Origin of the sequence: Treponema sp. UBA7567 (genome assembly GCF_002476655.1) — a bacterium.
Lineage (GTDB): Bacteria > Spirochaetota > Spirochaetia > Treponematales > Treponemataceae > Treponema_D.
In genome coordinates, this window is record NZ_DLLH01000017.1 from 24,395 (window position 1) to 40,317 (window position 15,923).

At 37.4% G+C, this 15,923-nt stretch carries 18 protein-coding genes; 1 reads left to right on the forward strand and 17 read right to left on the reverse strand.

Annotated features, from left to right (window positions below; translation table 11 throughout):
* Positions 1-2: 2 nt before the first annotated feature.
* Positions 3-746 (reverse strand): ABC transporter ATP-binding protein, encoded by a 744-nt coding sequence (locus B3Y13_RS01750; RefSeq protein ID WP_296666588.1) that lies wholly within the window; start codon positions 744-746, stop codon positions 3-5.
* 69 nt (positions 747-815) lie between these two features.
* Complete coding sequence (locus tag B3Y13_RS01755; protein ID WP_296692333.1) at positions 816-1,742, reverse strand: ribonuclease Z; 927 nt, start codon at positions 1,740-1,742, stop codon at positions 816-818.
* A gap of 268 nt (positions 1,743-2,010) precedes the next feature.
* Between B3Y13_RS01755 and B3Y13_RS01760 the strand changes: the two genes are divergently transcribed.
* Positions 2,011-2,238, forward strand: a complete 228-nt coding sequence (locus B3Y13_RS01760; RefSeq protein WP_296692336.1) for a helix-turn-helix domain-containing protein — start codon at positions 2,011-2,013, stop codon at positions 2,236-2,238.
* A 35-nt stretch (positions 2,239-2,273) separates the two neighbouring features.
* Here B3Y13_RS01760 and B3Y13_RS01765 read toward each other — a convergent pair whose 3' ends face one another.
* The 15 genes from B3Y13_RS01765 to B3Y13_RS01835 all read right to left on the reverse strand — a co-directional run bounded on the left by B3Y13_RS01765 (position 2,274) and on the right by B3Y13_RS01835 (position 15,895).
* Positions 2,274-2,450, reverse strand: coding sequence for a hypothetical protein (locus B3Y13_RS01765; RefSeq protein ID WP_296692338.1), 177 nt, complete (start codon positions 2,448-2,450; stop codon positions 2,274-2,276).
* Positions 2,451-2,492: 42 nt separating this feature from the next.
* Entirely contained in the window at positions 2,493-3,347 is an 855-nt protein-coding gene (locus B3Y13_RS01770; RefSeq protein WP_296692341.1) for a hypothetical protein, read from the reverse strand.
* A 100-nt stretch (positions 3,348-3,447) separates the two neighbouring features.
* A complete protein-coding gene (locus B3Y13_RS01775; protein WP_296692344.1) occupies positions 3,448-4,323 on the reverse strand; it encodes a hypothetical protein in 876 nt (291 codons plus the stop codon).
* 19 nt (positions 4,324-4,342) lie between these two features.
* Positions 4,343-5,119, reverse strand: coding sequence for a JAB domain-containing protein (locus B3Y13_RS01780; protein WP_296692347.1), 777 nt, complete (start codon positions 5,117-5,119; stop codon positions 4,343-4,345).
* A 19-nt stretch (positions 5,120-5,138) separates the two neighbouring features.
* On the reverse strand, positions 5,139-5,474 hold the full coding sequence (locus B3Y13_RS01785; RefSeq protein WP_296692349.1) for a hypothetical protein: 336 nt from the start codon (positions 5,472-5,474) through the stop codon (positions 5,139-5,141).
* Between the two features lie 21 nt (positions 5,475-5,495).
* On the reverse strand, positions 5,496-5,681 hold the full coding sequence (locus B3Y13_RS01790; protein ID WP_296022655.1) for a hypothetical protein: 186 nt from the start codon (positions 5,679-5,681) through the stop codon (positions 5,496-5,498).
* A 93-nt stretch (positions 5,682-5,774) separates the two neighbouring features.
* A complete protein-coding gene (locus B3Y13_RS01795) occupies positions 5,775-5,993 on the reverse strand; it encodes a hypothetical protein (protein WP_296692352.1) in 219 nt (72 codons plus the stop codon).
* Between the two features lie 74 nt (positions 5,994-6,067).
* Positions 6,068-6,502 carry a hypothetical protein gene (locus B3Y13_RS01800; protein ID WP_296692353.1) on the reverse strand — a complete coding sequence of 145 codons (435 nt, stop codon included), beginning with the start codon at positions 6,500-6,502 and terminating at the stop codon, positions 6,068-6,070.
* 113 nt (positions 6,503-6,615) lie between these two features.
* The gene (locus B3Y13_RS01805; protein ID WP_296692355.1) at positions 6,616-6,831 is read right to left on the reverse strand and encodes a hypothetical protein; all 216 of its coding nucleotides are present in this window, start codon (positions 6,829-6,831) and stop codon (positions 6,616-6,618) included.
* Positions 6,832-7,087: 256 nt separating this feature from the next.
* Complete coding sequence (locus tag B3Y13_RS01810) at positions 7,088-7,357, reverse strand: hypothetical protein (RefSeq protein WP_296692357.1); 270 nt, start codon at positions 7,355-7,357, stop codon at positions 7,088-7,090.
* Between the two features lie 381 nt (positions 7,358-7,738).
* Complete coding sequence (locus B3Y13_RS01815; protein WP_296692358.1) at positions 7,739-8,530, reverse strand: tyrosine-type recombinase/integrase; 792 nt, start codon at positions 8,528-8,530, stop codon at positions 7,739-7,741.
* Positions 8,531-8,670: 140 nt separating this feature from the next.
* Positions 8,671-9,753 carry a lipid II:glycine glycyltransferase FemX gene (locus B3Y13_RS01820; RefSeq protein ID WP_296692360.1) on the reverse strand — a complete coding sequence of 361 codons (1,083 nt, stop codon included), beginning with the start codon at positions 9,751-9,753 and terminating at the stop codon, positions 8,671-8,673.
* 104 nt (positions 9,754-9,857) lie between these two features.
* Complete coding sequence (locus tag B3Y13_RS01825; RefSeq protein WP_296692362.1) at positions 9,858-11,171, reverse strand: HAD hydrolase-like protein; 1,314 nt, start codon at positions 11,169-11,171, stop codon at positions 9,858-9,860.
* A gap of 100 nt (positions 11,172-11,271) precedes the next feature.
* On the reverse strand, positions 11,272-13,608 hold the full coding sequence (metG, locus tag B3Y13_RS01830) for a methionine--tRNA ligase (protein WP_296692364.1): 2,337 nt from the start codon (positions 13,606-13,608) through the stop codon (positions 11,272-11,274).
* 190 nt (positions 13,609-13,798) lie between these two features.
* On the reverse strand, positions 13,799-15,895 hold the full coding sequence (locus B3Y13_RS01835; protein ID WP_296692366.1) for a tetratricopeptide repeat protein: 2,097 nt from the start codon (positions 15,893-15,895) through the stop codon (positions 13,799-13,801).
* Positions 15,896-15,923: the final 28 nt, after the last annotated feature.

Consider the following 15,923-nt stretch of genomic DNA (forward strand, 5'->3'; position numbering starts at 1 on the left):
GCTTAAAAAGAAAAATTTTCTTCTCCGTCAGATTTTTTTATAAGATAGAAAAAAGCTTCCTCGAGATTTTTTGTTTTTGTTTCGACCGTGATAGAATCAATCGTTCCTGTAATCAAAATTTTTCCGTGGTTTAAGATTATAATTTTATCGCAAAGGCTTTCTGCTTCCTGCATAAGATGCGTCGAAAGAATTATAGTATGATTTTCCGCCAATTTTTTTACGGCTTTTCGCATATTTACTATTTGGGCTGGATCCAAACCAGAAGCAGGCTCGTCCAAAATCAAAATTTCAGGATTATAGACAAAGGCCTGTGCAAAATTCACTCTTTCGCGAAAACCTTTTGAAAGTTCCTTGATTTTTTTTAGAAAAACCTCTTCAAGAGAAAAAAGTTTTTCGGCCTCTAAAACATTTTTTTTGTCGGCTGAATGAAGGTCGCAAACTTCACAAAGATATTCTTTTACAGTGTAATCTTCAGGCAACTGAGGAAGTTCTTCTACAAGACCTGTAATATTTCTGACCTTTGCAGGCTCCTCGCATGATTCGATTTTTCCATACTTTTGCGAATCTATAAAAATATGTCCATTTGTCGGAAAATGCCTTCCAGAAACTGCCTTTAAAATCGTTGTTTTTCCAGCACCGTTTGGACCTAAAATTCCTGTAATGAGATTTTTTTCAAAACTACACGAAATATTATCCGCGGCAAGAAAACTATTATATTTTTTTGTAAAATTTTTTAATTCAATCATAATAAACAGTAACACTCAAAAAAATAAACAAAAAAAATTTTCAGTCAGTTACACTTTTTTTGTAAAATTTTATTCCTCATAAGGAAGATCAAAATGCATTCTGTCGCGAGTAAGTTCTGCGTTCGGATAGACTTCCTGGGCCTGTTCAAGCAAAACGGGAAGCTCCTTGTCGCTGTAACGCGGACTGTAATGAATCATTGCCATTCTCTTTGACGAAGAATCGCGTGCAATGGTTGCGGCCTGCCGTGAAGTCATGTGCTTTTTTTCTTTTGCCTGCTCAAAACAATCGTCGGCAAACATTCCTTCGCAGATTAAAAGGTCGCTTCCTTGAACTTCTTTTGCAATCGATGGAAGATAAAGCGTATCTGTCACAAAACTGAATTTTCTTCCGTGACGTTTACTTCCCATAACATCTTCTGGCTTTACAATTTTTCCGTCAGCAAGCGTAATTTTTTCTCCGCGCTGCAAACGTCCAAAAAGAGGTCCTACAGGAACTCCGAGATCGCGGGCTTTTTCAGCATTAAATTCGCCTGGACGGTCAAGTTCTTCCAAAGTATAGCCCACGCATGTTTTTGTGTGCTGCAAGGGAAAACAACGGATATAAAAATCTTTTCCTTCGTGCACAACGCAGGGAGCTGTGATTTCTTTTACGATAATCGGATAATTTATGTACATATCCAAAACTTTGCGGCTTGTTTCGACATATTCTGCAATTTTCGGCGGTCCATAAATATAAAGCGGTTCTGTCCTGTCAACCTGGGAATTCAGCATTAATATTCCAGGAAGACCGGTAACGTGATCGGCATGAGTGTGCGAAATAAAAATTGCATCGATTTTTTTCCATTTCAAGTTCAGTCTTTTTAAAGAAACCTGAGTTCCCTCTCCACAGTCAAATAAGAATAAATCACCGTCGCGGCGCAAAAGAACAGAAGTTAAATGACGGTAAGGAAGAGGCATCATTCCGCCGCAACCTAAGACAAAAGCTTCAAGATTCATTATCTTCCCCTGATTGTAACTGCTTGTAATGATATAATTTTTTAGCAGAATTTAATAGGAAGATAATATACTAAATTCTAAATAATTAGAATAAGCGTTATTTATTTTTGTATACACGATTTCCCCTTGTCCTCCTTTAATTATTCTCTATTTTTTATCGGCTTTCATATTTTGTTTCAATACTGTTTTTTGGCTGTAAATATACTGATTCTATCCCATCTCAAAATTAAGCGTCTGTTTTAATATCTTTTCTCATAAGGAGAACAATATGAACGAACTGCTTACTACTAAAGAAGTCGCAAAATTACTCAAGGTGTCAGAACAGACAATCAGAACAATGACCAACAGCCACGAGATTCCTCATTATCGAATGGGAAAAATGATTCGGTACAGTCGTCAAGAAATTATGGCTCTGTTCGGCGGAGAACTTGAAGCAGACCCAGTTCTTGATTGGTTGATAAAGATTACACAAAGGAGGAAAGAGGGGAAAATTTAAGCAGGTACAAAATTAGCCCTAACCAATCATTAGGGCTAATCATAAAATTCGACCCAATCATCGCCAAAACCGATATTTTTTACAATTTCTTTTATATCCAAGACAGCTTTATTGCCGCTTTTTTTTCTGCCAATCCAATGAAGGAAGTTGTGGCTATGATGACTTCTTAGATTTAATAAATCATTAAGTTTATCTTCTTCTATGTTAAGCATATAAAAATTATATAAAATATTTTCTTAAAATCAATAGATAACCTATTTTAGATATTTTTCAATTAACATTTCTTGTATTTTAGTTTCTGATTCTCTATTTGTTACAATTATGCAAATTATAATAAATATAAACAGCGGAACAGTTATACCTAGAATTTTATTTATGCAAAAAATTATAATTGAGATGGCGATAACAGCAATCGAAATAATCAAATTTTCTTTATGTATTATAAGGCGGAGCGTAAGAGGAATCTGCTTGATAAATATAGGAAAATAAATCTTTGCACTGTAATATTTTTTTATAAAAACACAAATAAAAACACAAATTGAATGTTTAAAAAAGTCAGATAACGATAACAAAATCTCTTCATAAAATTCTTTCCTATCTAATCGGGCTAGTTCAATATCGTCTAATTTATCATCTTTTTTCTTTAACTTAAAATATACAGTTTCATAATGCTCAGTTATCCAAGACTTTATAGCGTACTGTCTGACCAAATATTTATATTGCTTTTTCTCTGTCAAAAAGATGTACCACGATAATTTTGTCAGGCAATATGATTTGTCAGTATTGTCAGTGCCCTTCCATTTATCTTTTATAACGGAAAGCCCATTTTTATATTTTTTCTTTAAGATGAAGCTGAAAACATTTTTTTCTGAACAAGTTTTTTTTATTTCGGCAGCATCGAACCCCTCTCTCTCCCAAAAATTACCAGAAGCCTCCAATGCCTGGATTTTATCATCGGAAATATCCGCTCCATCCAGCTTAACCCTAACAAATGGGTCGTCAATATTCTTAAAGTTCTTCTTTTTCCATTTAAGGTATTTTCTCATCAGCTTTCGTTTGAGCTTTAATTCCTCTTTTATTTTTCTTTTGAATCTAAACCAAGTAAACATATTCATTCTCCTTTGCAACTAAAATAAAAAGACTAGATAACCTATTTTAAGAAACCTAGCCTTTTTATTATCAAGATTTACTTTCTTTTTAGAAATGAAATCAATCTTCATCATCTCTATGGAAGAGTTTTCTCACAAGAGAAAGTCCGCCAAATGTAATTATAGATGTCATAAACGCATTGTTCAGAAGTTCTGTATCAGCATCAGTCATAGCCATTCCGTGCTTACTCATAGAGCCTTTAACAGCTTCTGGTCCAGCAAACAAGGCGGCAAATCCAAATATAGTGAGCAACAGCGGACAGAAAGCGACCACAAATATAGAGTGTAAAACTCCGTTAAAAAGCACAGACATACCACCTAGTCCATCCCGGAAACCATTTAAACATCCGGCAACAAATGGAACCCAAAATGGAGCAGATGCTACTAAAATTACAGTTAATAGTCCATTCACAAGAGAATGACCCCAGCATATATCGTGATGCAGTTCTAATTCTACCGATGATGTTCCGCACGCACGAAGTCCCAGCTCGGAAATGAACGCAGACATTCCATCTATAGTTCCAAAAATGACAGACGGAAGATTTGCAAGAATCTCGAATATTAAAGGGATAATCTTTAAGATGCCGTATAAAACCAACGATACAGGTGTAACGATAAGTCTTAATATAAATATCATAAGATTTATAATAGTAAAACTTATCTTAAACAGACGATAAGCCAGGTTGCGGCTAAAACTTCCTGCATCATAAAATATTGTTTCTAAGCAATCTTCATAATGACTTACGACATTACTTTGAGCAAAGAGCAGCTGAAATGGAGCATAATCCTCTCCAGTTTCTTCGTTTAGGCAGACTTTCTTGCTATAAAAATCGCTCTGTTTCGTCCTGTCTATGTTGTCAGCTTTTGCCTTCATATTTTTGTAGAGTTCAATGTAATCTTCATTGGATTTACACGAAATGTAACCACACTTTTTCATAGGCTCTCCTTTAATTCTTTTACGCTTTTATGTTTTTTTCTAATTCTTTAGAAAACTTTATGAATTTCTTTATAAAACCTTTCATAGATTTTTGCAAAGACTTTGCCTTTGCAATATTCAAAATTTTGCTATGCTGTTTATAAAAATCTTTTAAATCTGATAAATTATTTCTCCATATTTCAATATCTATCTCTGAAATATCTGGTTGTCGATTTTCTTTTTTAGAATTAGATATTTCTTCTTTATACGATTCCATTGAATCCGTCATAATTTCAAGCATAGTTAAATAGTTTTCAGAATCGTCTTCTAATGCTTCAACTGCAATTTTAGGTCTATACCATTTAGGAGCAACCTTTTTATATTTATTCAAATCGCAATCTAACATTTTTTCGTCCTTAAAGGAATAAAAATATTTAGCACCAACTATTATATGGTCAATAAATTCAACATCGTGATTATCACATATCTGTTTATCACATTTCGTTGCACCAATATCATTAGTAGACGGGAAGCCATCACCATGAGGATGATTATGGGAAACTATTACTCCGGTTACATCTTCTGTAAATACTTTTTCAAAAAGTTTCTTATCCGGTGTAACCTGCCCTTCTTTTCTGTCTTTGCCAATGTAATACATAGACAAAATCTCGCCTCTGCCTTCCTCGCCTTTCACAGTAATTACAACCTGTTCTTCTAAATCAAGCGTTCTTAAAGGTGTCAAAAGTGCCAAAACATTTTCTTTTGTGAATTTGATTTTATTTGCCGATGTGATAAAAGATTCATTTTTTGCTCTCATAATATTTATTCTCCTATAATTAGTTAAATTTCCATCCGCTCATATCTACCGGCTTTGACCTAAACAGAACATAATGTTCCCTGTTTTCTTCGATTATTCTTGCTTCGCAAGTTAGTTCAGATACTCCCCATCCCCATGTAAGCTCGCTTGCGACCGAACTTATTTCACCGGAAGTGGGAAGTCTTGGCAGTAGTTGATAAAATTCAGAAAGTTTCTTTTTATAAAAAACTTTCCTGCCACGAAAATAGGCATCTTCCATAAGTTTTTTATCTCCTTCAATTTTTAATATTTCTTGGAAAATGTTGTTTGTTATTTTATCCTCTACATATCTAGATTCTTGTGCTGCATCCATCATATTTCAGTTCTCCTTATAATTTTATTCTGTAGTTAAATCTAATGATTGTCCAGTTAATAATTTATATATTCTAGGCTTATCTTTTTCGTTTACCAGATAACCATAATAAAATTTCTTTGCTATGATTGTTGGTAAATTCAAACGATTGCCAACCGCCTTTATCTGTAATAGCAGTTCACGATGGGTGTAATCTTTTGTAGAGTTCATTATTCATAACTCCTGTCTCCCACCCAGCATAAATAATTAAGCACTTTGTTACTTAATAACGACGGAAAATATAAGTTAGATTATTGATTTTATTTAATTATCAAATTTTCCCTCCCATACTTCATCCCAGTAAGATTTTCTGCCACTTCTAGTTCTTCTTAAATCTGATGCCGCATATTTTTCAGCTTCGTTTCTTTGAGAACTAAACTCATCATAACCAGTAATTTCCTCCGCCCTATCCATCTGACTGTATATAACATCGTAATTATCATATCCCTCACCAAACAGAGAATCGTAAGTTACATATCCCATATACACTCCTTTTATATTTTAAAATAACAACGAGGACATATAGTGTCCTCGTTCCTTTTGTTTTATTATGTTTTTTATAATTTCCAGACAGTCATTACATAGTATTTTTTATCAGTCTTTGCCACAGAAGTTTTTCCGTTGCCAAAATTAAATATATAATATTCATTTTTGGCTGCTTGTGATGATGACCAATACCAAGATTTTTTGAATTTTATATCATCTATTTGAAATGCTTTTCTACTTTTATAAATTGCTTTTAACATTTCAATAGACGGTAGCGATAGCTTCAAATTTTTTAACTCTTTGGCATCCATACTTTTATTAAAGTAGTCAGAAACATTCAAGTACAGTTTAACCTTTTCATCAGTGTCTGAATTAAGTTTTATTTCTCCCAAAAATATTCCTTTTATCAAAGGAGATATTCCTTTGGGAAAGGCTTGATTATAATTCTCACGGCTTATTATTATCTTGTTTTTCAAAATAATATCGCCAATTTTTAATTGTTCCATCCTTTTGTTCTCCATATTTATTTTATCATATAATCTTAATAATGTTACAAGGACTTATAGTGTCCTTGTAACTTGTTAAACCGCATCTGTCCTAGTTCGTTGATTCAATTGCTTTAACATTGATTTTCATATATTCCTCCTGTTTTTTTTGCTACAGTTTCCCAAACTGTCCGCTTTGTTTTGCTATATGTTTCTGCAAGGTATGCAGAAATTGACGAATACAACATCTCAAGGTGATAGTTAAAATCGCTTGTCTGAGTGTTGTCTTTTTCAATGTCCACTAAAACTGTCTGAACATCTTCTTTCAAGTAGTTGAGTAATTCTTCCATACACGCTCCTGGAAAATAAAAAAGGCTAGGAATTAACCTAGCCTTTTACAGTTCAACCTCATTTAGAAGCCGTTTATGTTTGCAATTCTCTTTACAATGTCTGTGCTTTGCCTGTTTGTTACTAACAAAGCACTCGTGTTTTACGCAGTAGCAATAGATTCTATTGATACCGACATAACCATTGTTTAGACACAGCTTGTAATACCCAGACAACTCCGGGTCAAAATCAATGTCTTTATAATCCACAGAACCTCCTTTATCTTGTCGCCAAGTAATTGATGTATTTCTTGAACAAAGAATCAACAGAATATCTTTTTCTGAAAAACAAAATGAAACAATCTGCAACCATTTTAGGCGGCATAAAAACTAAATCATCAAGAGTTGTCTTATTTACGATTTCATTCAAATCCTGCTCATCAATACTATTTCTTATCGCAAGAGGAACCCCAAGAACCTTGCCTAATGTATAGATTGCCAATCTCTCACCGTCCCTATAAAGGCTTACTTTCCTAGTTGCATTTTCCATATCAATTCTCCTTTATTGCCTTATTGTATTTTCGCTCGAAAGACTTTTTTGTTCGTTCAAAAAGTTCCTCAAGTTCCCACCTAATGCTTGATTCGTTTAGGTAACTACAATATGTTATAGCATTTTCCAAACTCTGTAAAACGTTCGTTATTGCGTATTCGTTTTTATTTTCCATTATATACACTCCTTATTGCATAACTTTCATTATGATTTTGTGGTCTATAAGCAGCTTATTAAGAACGCTTATAGCATCTTGCAGGTTCATTCGTTGTATGCCGGGTGCTAAAGTAAAATCCGCACAGTTCTCGACAAACATAAACCAAGAATAATAGCTTAATAACAACGGCAGTTCCGAGCCAGTAGGTAGTGTCGTGTTTAAGTTCAGCCAATGAACAATTTAGGAATAGGAACTTTTCTTCCAATTTTAGTTTTACAACTAATAAGAGTTCCTCTGAAATTTTGTAAAGATACATCAATGTATTTTTCGTGAAGTCTGTCCTTGCCTATAGCGAGAAGTTCCCCTATTCTCATTCCAGTAAGGGCTGCGACTAACATCAAAAGTTTATTTGATTTATCTTGCCATTTATAATCAAAAATCTTGACTGCTTCTTCATAAGTGAAGGCATCTCTTGTAGAACAGTTTTCTCGTAAAGATGTTATTCCTCTCATAGCATTGTGAACCATAACATCGTCGGCTAAAGCAGTATCTAAAATAATTTTAAGTGCTTTCACAACATTATTTATAGTGCCCCGGCTAATCCCCTTTTCATTTAATAACATCGTTCTGAATGATTTTACTGTATTTGGTGTAATTTCATTCATTCTCAAATGTCCAAAATAAGGAAGTATATGTTTATTTAAGGACAGTTCATATTGATAAAGTGTACGCTTAGAAATAGATGGAGAATCTTCGGAACTTTCAATAAGCTTATTTTCTAGCCACGAAGAGCCTTCGCTAAACCAGCCGCTTGCATAGGACTGAAACGAGATGGATATTCCGTTAAACAAGAAACCACGTTGAAGCAGATTGTCGCAATACGCCCTGGCATTTTGTTTAGAAGTTTGCCCGGTAGATTTACCAGTGGATAATGTGCCATCGGGCTTGTAGGCTTTGTAATACCACACTATTCCCTTTTTTAACTTTCTCTTGTAAAGAAAATATGCTCCGTGCATAGCAATTTAAGGGGGATTTTTTTTTCGGTACAAATTGTATACATTTTATGCACACGGAAATAAAAAATCAAGATAGACTTTTTATTATGTGCATATATTACAAGGAATTAGAACATATCAAAATTTTGATAATATTTCTCCTACAATCTTCCCCTGATTTTTTTCATAATTTTTTTGTGATAAAATGCACGCAAACTTTCTGCCAGACAGTAAAGTCCATAAAATTTTGACAGCGGAATGTCTACACTTCCAGGTCTGTGCACTTCCCGCCCGCCAAACCCCGTCTTAAAAAGATAAAGCCCGTGCATAGGATGATTTTCGCTTCCCGTCGGAGGAATTCCGTAAAAATCATATATTTTTGAGCCGTAATTCTTTGCATCGCAAATTGCAGTCCACTGCACAAGATAATTCGGCATTAAATTACGCTTATTGTTTGACGAGCATCCATAAAGATAAACCGCCTCGTTATCTTGAAAAAGAGTTATTATTGCGGCCAAATCTTCACCTTCATGGCTTGCTATATAAAGGGTGATTTTCGTTCTTTTTTCTGAGCCAGATTTTGACGATTCTGCACCTCGTTCGAGCAAATCACGATAGTAAGAAAGAGGATGAAGTCCAATTCCGTCACGAGAAGCAGTCTGCCTGTAAAGCGAATAGAATGAATTTAAATCCTTCTCAAAATCCGCAGAATCCGCATCAACCGCGCGAACTTCAACTCCGTGCTTTGAAGCGTAGCGTATGTTGTAGCGCCATTTGCTTTTCATATTTTTTAAAAGCTCATCTTCAGAAAGAGATAAATCCAAAAAAGTGCTGTCAGGAGGCTGAATATCAGTCTTGCTTTTTTTTAAGTTTACACCGGCAATTTTTGAAAGCTCACCAAGCCTTGAAAGATACTCATCTCTAATTTCAACCGAAGGCATGTCAAGAGGAACATCAAACCTTATAAAAAGAGGTTTTTCAGAAAGACTATTTTTTATTGTTTCAGAAAGAACTCCAAGCGACTTCACATAGCCAACTTCACTTTCCGCATGAACTTCAAATCCAGGAACACAGTTTTCCATCTTAAATTCTGGAGCCATAGGAACATAGCATATAGAAAATTTAAGCGGACCTTTTTTAAAAATTCTAAAAAGAACGTTGATTTTATCAATTTTTATAGATTTCCAGCCATGCGCACTTTTAAAATCGCACCAGAAATCGGACTGTTGAAAACGAATAGACATAATAACTCGCTCATTTTAGCAAAAAAATGAAAATTTGGAAATAGAAAGAAGATTGTTTTAAAAACGTTTCCGCCATTTAACAAAAATAAACAAAAATCTCTGGATTAGTGCAATTTTTTTCTTCTGCTCACGCCGATTCCGTCGCCGACTTTGAAGAATTCGGTCTCAAAATTCTCGTTGGTTTTCAAAAAGTCGATATATTTCCGGATTTTCTTTACAAGTTTTATCGTGCTATAGTTGTGTGTCAGGCTCAAGTCTTCAACCATTCCGTGAAATGACAGATTATCGCTTATTATCACGCCTTTTTCAGCCAAAAGCGGAGAATATCTGTTGAAGAAATTTATGTACTGTGCTTTCGCCGCGTCGATAAAAATCAGGTCGAATTTTCCTTTGATTTCCGCAGTGAGCGCGTCGCCTAGAATCAGCGTGATTTTTTCTTTCAAGCCTTCACTTTCAACATTTTTGACAGCCTGAGCATACCGGGCAGAGTCAATCTCGATTGTCGTTACGTGAATGTTATCACGGATTTTCGCAAAACGGATTGACGAAGTTCCAATCGCTGTTCCGATTTCAAGAATATTTTTAATCTCGTGATTTTTGATGTAGTCCGCGATAAAGTCGCTTCCGGCATCTTGGAGAACCGGCACCTCGTTTTTCATCGCGTATTTTTCCATCCCGGTAACGCCGTCGTCTTTTGAAAGAATATCAATGAATTTTTCAATCTCGCTCGCCACCGAAAAACAAAAATCAGGCTTTTCCGCCATCAAAAGCCCTTTGTTGCCAAGTCCGCCGCGGCAAGCGACAGTCTTGCAGCCGAACGATTTTCCAGCCTGAATGTCCTGCGCGCTGTCTCCGAACATAATCGCATTCTTTGCGGTAAATTTCGTTCCAAATTTTGAATTGATTTTCCGCAAAGTATATTCAAGTCCGTCTGGAGCAGGCTTTTTCTGGATTTTTTCTCCGTTCTCGTCCAAAGTGTCAGGTCCTGTAATAAGGTCAAAATATTCGAGAACATCAAGTTTCTTCAAAATCACTTCGGCGATTTTTTCCGGCTTGTTTGTAAGCAGGCAGACTTTTTTTCCTTTTTCTTTCAAGGCGCGGAGAAGCTCTTTTATTCCAGCGTAAAGGCTTGTCTTTTCGACCGCGTGGCTGTAATAATATTTAAGATAAAAATCGAGAATTTTCTGAAAATTTTCTTTTCCGTAAGCGGAATTCTCGTCGAATTTGTTTTTTGTGGAGAATTTTAGCGCGCGGAGCAGAAGCTTTTCAGTTCCGTCGCCCACAAATTCAACGACTTTTTCAAGAGGAATCTGCCAGTAGCCGAATTCTTTAAGCGAAACATTCACAGCCGATGCAATGTCCTCCGCAGAATTTATAATCACGCCGTCGCAGTCAAAAATGTAAAGTTCAATAGACATATTCTTTTTTACTTTTATAAAAACAAAGAGCCGTTACTTGCCGTTTTTATCATCTTTTTTGCGATAATCAGGCTTTTGCGGCTCTAAAATATTTTTTATTTTATCCGATTTCAGAATTGACAGCGTTCACAGTCTTGATTTCTTTTCCGGCCGCAAGGAGCTTTTTGCCTGCGATTTCGACTGTGCCGCTCACAGCGTTGATTGAAACAGAGAAGAATTCGTCGCCTGTGATTTCGGCTTTTTTTGCCGCGCTTTCGTCCGCGCCTTCAAGAACGACTTTTGTTCCAGGCTCAGCCCATGAAGCGTCAAGAACTTCAACGCAGTCTTTGCCGTCTTTGTCCTTGTAGTCGCCTGCGAGCAACATTCCGTAGCTTTCAACTCCTCGCATTTTTCTCGGAGCAAGGTTTGCCGCAATCACAACGTGTTTTCCAAGCAAATCGCTTTCTTTAAGGTACATTCTAAGTCCTGACTGGATTGTGCGCGTTTTTCCGTTTCCGTCGTCGAGAGTCTCGATATAAAGCTTCTCGCCTTCCGGATTCGGCTTTACATCGACAATTTTTGCCACGCGAAGCTCGATGTTCTTATTGAAAAAGTCAATCTGCTGCTCAGGCGTTAAAGCCGGCTTCGGCTCTTCTTTTTTCGCCTTTTTGCTCTTGTTTTCCTTTTTCTCAAGCTTTTCTTCTTTTTTTCCTGCGAATTTAGAACGGAAAGCGTCAACAGTCTTGTTGTCAAGCGGAGTAAAGTAAACCGAAGTCTCGGCGATTGTGTCCAAGCCCTCGATTTTTCCCAAGTCGCTCCATGTCAAAGATTCTTCTGCGCAAGGCTCTGCGAATGTCGCCGAATAAATTTTCTTTCCAAGATAGCCCGCGATAATCTGGGTGTAAGTCGGAAGATAAGGCTCGAGAAGAATCATCAGGTCCTTGATTACGTATGCGAGATTGTAGAGAATGTTGTCCGCAACAGCCTTGTCGGTCTTGATTGTCTTCCACGGCTCAGCCGCCTGGAATGCCTTGTTCGCGATGTCCGAAATCTCCATGATTGTGTGGAGAGCGTCTTTTATCTCAGCCCATTCAAGAAGCTCTGTCGCTTTTTTCTCTTTTTCTTCGATCTGCGCCCACAAAGCCTCGTCCTTTTTGCCTTCAGGAATCTTTCCGCCGTAGTTCTTGTTGATGAAAAGCAAAGTGCGGTTCACAAGATTTCCGAGATTTCCAATCAGCTCCTTGTTGTATTTTTCCTGAAAGTCCTTCCAAGTGAACTGGTAGTCCTGATTTTCCGGGCGGTTGTAGTAAATGTAGAATCTCCACGCGTCGCTTGGAATTCCAGACTCTTTCGCGTCTGAGCCGAAAACGCCTACTCCTTTTGACTTTGAGAATTTTCCGTCCTCATAGTTCAGGAATTCTGTCGATGACATATGATAAAGCTTTGTGTAGTCTCTGCCCGTTCCGATTTCTGAGCAAGGGAAAACAACTGTGTGGAACGGAATATTGTCCTTTCCGATGAACTGGAAAAGCTCGATTTTCGCGTCGTCTTCGGCGAATTTCTCATCGCTTTCTGACGGAAGCCACCATTTTTTCCAGTCAAAAGATTTTTTTCCGGCAGATTTCAGCTCGTCTTCAAGCTGCTTTGTGATTGACATATATCCGATTGGAGCGTTGAACCAGACGTAGAAGACTTTGTTCTCGTAGCCAGACTTTGGAACAGGAATTCCCCATTTCAGGTCGCGTGTGATTGCGCGCTCGTTCAAGCCGTCCCGAATCCATGCGCGTGTCATCTGAATCGCGTTCTGCGCCCATTTTCCCTCGACACTTGCATTCTTCATCCATTCCTCAAGTTTCGGCGCGATTGAAGGCAAGTCAATGTAAAGATGCTTTGTCTCGCGCACTTCAGGAGTCGAGCCGCAAGTGTGGCATTTAGGATTCAAAAGCTGTGTCGGGTCAAGAAGAGTTCCGCAGCTGTCGCACTGGTCTCCTCTCGCGTCTGTCGCGCCGCATTTCGGGCAAGTTCCGTCAACGTAGCGGTCGGCAAGGAACATCTGGCATTTCGGGCAGAAAAGCTGCTGGCTAGTGTGCTCCTTTATGAAGCCGTTCTTGTCCAAGTCATTGAACATTGACTGAGTGATTTCAGTACATTCCTCGTTTGAAGTACGTCCGAATTTGTCGAATGCAATGTTAAACCACTCGTAAATTTCCTTGTGAATCTTGTAATAGTAATCGCAAAGCTCGCGCGGAGTCTTTTTGTCCTGAAGAGCCTTTGTCTCCGTTGCAGTTCCATACTCGTCAGTTCCGCACACATACATTGTCTCGTAGCCACGTGAGCGGCAGAAACGCGCGAAAACATCAGCGGAAAGCATCTGGATAAGGTTTCCAAGATGCGGAATATTGTTTACATAAGGCAAAGCCGAAGTGATAAGCCGTTTAGTCGTTTTGATATTTTTCATAGATAAAAAGTATAGTAAATTTTTACAGATTATACAAATGGGAATTTTTTAAGTGTTTTTTAAGATTCGGGTGGCTTTTTGCATAGCAAAAACCGGGTGTTCCGAGGTTCCGCGTCCTCGCGCTCCATTGCCTGCTGCCAGCAGCAGACAACGCCAAAGGCGCCTCTACACCCCCTGCCACATTTTCTGACTAGTAAATTTTTCTTATTAAATCCAAAAAAGCCGGAGTTTTTACAAGGCCAAGCTCTTCCGCAGTAAGCTTTTCCGTCCTTGAGTATGGATTTCCGTTTTCATCCGCAGAAGGATTTACATCCGCAGTTACAGACTGAGAACTTTCCTTTTTTTCAGGAATTTTTTTTACCAAAACTTCATCTCCAATATTCACCCGGTCATAAAAACTTTTTTGAGTTAGAATTCCTTGAGAAATTTCTTCATCGCTTTTTTCTATTTCAATCTGCCCAAGAGCAAATTTCTCATCAAAACTTACTCCCGGCTTTGAATCGCAGGTCCGGACATTTCCTTTTTTTACTACGTCCAAAACAGTTCCTTTTTCAATTCCCTCGTTTTTTCCCATGTCAATAAGAATTTTATTTCCGCTTCTTGCAAGAATTTTTCCACGCGCCGGAAGCAAATTCAAGACATTTCTTCTAAAAGAGCGGATTATCGACGAAAACCTGTCATTTCCAGTTCTAAATAGATTAAATTCGCTTATTTTTATTCCGTTTCTGCCATTGTAAACGGCCGCATCAAGACTTACTTCACGCTCAGTTTCCTCAAAATTCATCAAAATAAAATAATCCTGAGAACTTTTTCGTGCCTTCAAAAAAGCCTCTCCAAAGTTCGCAACAGGATTTTTTTCAACATTAACCGCAGTAACCGCAATTCCGTTAAAACTTTCACTTGCCATTTCAGCGGCGATTTCCTGAGAATCTGGATGCAAAAGAACTGCGTTTTGTCTTGTATAATAAAGCCCGATATTCCATCTGATTTTATCAAGATAGAACGGCTCAACATTCCATTTCGCGCTCAGAGAATATTTCATAAGCGAAGAAAGAGCTTCAATAGTATCGTTAGTTTTTGTGTAAGTATATTTTTCTTCATCCGAAAGAGTTTTTTCGTCAATTTTTTCATTATTTTTTATAAACGAAAGCTGCTCCAAATAAAGCTCATTTTGACCGAGTTTGTAAATTTCTGCGGCAAATTCACTTCTAGCAATTATGTTGTTCGGATCAATTTTTAGGGCGCGCTGATATTCGTACCTTGCCTGCTCGCCTTTGAAAAATTTTGCATATTCCCTCGCCTTTAAAATATGAAACTGCGCCCAAGCTGAACGCCTTGTATCTTCAAGCGGCAAATTTTTATCAACAAGAAGCTCAAGCGCGCTTCGCAGAATTTCATCCTCAGGCTCAATTGCAAGCGCCGCAGACAAAATTTCAAGCGCGGAATCAAAATTTTTCTGACGGGAAAGCGAAAGTCCTTTCAGATACCAGGCTGCAATTGTATTTCGGTCTTTGTCGATAAGATAATCGCAAATATCTATTACTTCATCATATTTTTTTTGTTCATAAAGAATCGAAGAAAGAAGCATATAAGCCTGATAAAAATCAGTCTTTAACTGAAGAGCGGAACGCGCTTTTTTTTCGGCTTCAGCAAAGTCGCCTTTTTTTGCCTTTAAGTACGCTGCAAAATAATAAACTTCACTTTCTGACGGATGGCTTTTTAGAGCCTGTTGAATGTAATTTTCAGAAAGTTCATCTTTTCCCGTTTCCGAAGCAAGAAGCGCAAGCGAAAGAAGAGCTTTTCTGTTTGTTTTTTGACGTTTTAGCGCATCAAGATAAAAACTTCTGGCAGAATCAAAACTTCCGTTGTAAAGCTCAATTTCTGCAAGCCCAAAACGCGACTCAATATTGTTAGGATACTTATGCAAAATTTCCTTAAAAATTTTCTGCGCCTCGTCCAAACGGCGCAACGAAATAAGGCACATTCCGCGCAAATTCAAAACATCGGTGCGGTCTTTTATGAATTTTTGCGCGCTGTCCAGATAATCAAGACAAAGCTCAAAATCATTAAGTTCATAAGTCGCCTTTGCAAGCAAAAACCACGCTTCTCCAAAAGAAGGATTTTCCTGAAGCGCAAGCTGAAACTCTTCACTGGCCGAATACCAGTTTTCTTCCGCCTCAAATTCTTGACCGCGCTCATAATGTTTTAAGGCAGAAAGATTTTCGGCCTGCGCAAAAAATGCACAGTGAATAAAAAAAACTAAAATCGGCAAAGCAATTTTTTTCATTTTCTCCCACCCAAAAGTAAATCGAACA

Coding starts and splice junctions, on each gene's coding strand:
- B3Y13_RS01760 (WP_296692336.1), top strand. CDS start 2,011: ATGAACGAACTGCTTACTACTAAAGAAGTCGCAAAATTACTCAAGGTG.
- B3Y13_RS01755 (WP_296692333.1), bottom strand. CDS start 1,742: ATGAATCTTGAAGCTTTTGTCTTAGGTTGCGGCGGAATGATGCCTCTT.
- B3Y13_RS01835 (WP_296692366.1), bottom strand. CDS start 15,895: ATGAAAAAAATTGCTTTGCCGATTTTAGTTTTTTTTATTCACTGTGCA.
- B3Y13_RS01765 (WP_296692338.1), bottom strand. CDS start 2,450: ATGCTTAACATAGAAGAAGATAAACTTAATGATTTATTAAATCTAAGA.
- B3Y13_RS01770 (WP_296692341.1), bottom strand. CDS start 3,347: ATGTTTACTTGGTTTAGATTCAAAAGAAAAATAAAAGAGGAATTAAAG.
- metG (WP_296692364.1), bottom strand. CDS start 13,608: ATGAAAAATATCAAAACGACTAAACGGCTTATCACTTCGGCTTTGCCT.
- B3Y13_RS01800 (WP_296692353.1), bottom strand. CDS start 6,502: ATGGAACAATTAAAAATTGGCGATATTATTTTGAAAAACAAGATAATA.
- B3Y13_RS01795 (WP_296692352.1), bottom strand. CDS start 5,993: ATGGGATATGTAACTTACGATTCTCTGTTTGGTGAGGGATATGATAAT.
- B3Y13_RS01750 (WP_296666588.1), bottom strand. CDS start 746: ATGATTGAATTAAAAAATTTTACAAAAAAATATAATAGTTTTCTTGCC.
- B3Y13_RS01785 (WP_296692349.1), bottom strand. CDS start 5,474: ATGATGGATGCAGCACAAGAATCTAGATATGTAGAGGATAAAATAACA.
- B3Y13_RS01790 (WP_296022655.1), bottom strand. CDS start 5,681: ATGAACTCTACAAAAGATTACACCCATCGTGAACTGCTATTACAGATA.
- B3Y13_RS01775 (WP_296692344.1), bottom strand. CDS start 4,323: ATGAAAAAGTGTGGTTACATTTCGTGTAAATCCAATGAAGATTACATT.
- B3Y13_RS01805 (WP_296692355.1), bottom strand. CDS start 6,831: ATGGAAGAATTACTCAACTACTTGAAAGAAGATGTTCAGACAGTTTTA.
- B3Y13_RS01780 (WP_296692347.1), bottom strand. CDS start 5,119: ATGAGAGCAAAAAATGAATCTTTTATCACATCGGCAAATAAAATCAAA.
- B3Y13_RS01815 (WP_296692358.1), bottom strand. CDS start 8,530: ATGCACGGAGCATATTTTCTTTACAAGAGAAAGTTAAAAAAGGGAATA.
- B3Y13_RS01820 (WP_296692360.1), bottom strand. CDS start 9,753: ATGTCTATTCGTTTTCAACAGTCCGATTTCTGGTGCGATTTTAAAAGT.
- B3Y13_RS01825 (WP_296692362.1), bottom strand. CDS start 11,171: ATGTCTATTGAACTTTACATTTTTGACTGCGACGGCGTGATTATAAAT.
- B3Y13_RS01810 (WP_296692357.1), bottom strand. CDS start 7,357: ATGGAAAATGCAACTAGGAAAGTAAGCCTTTATAGGGACGGTGAGAGA.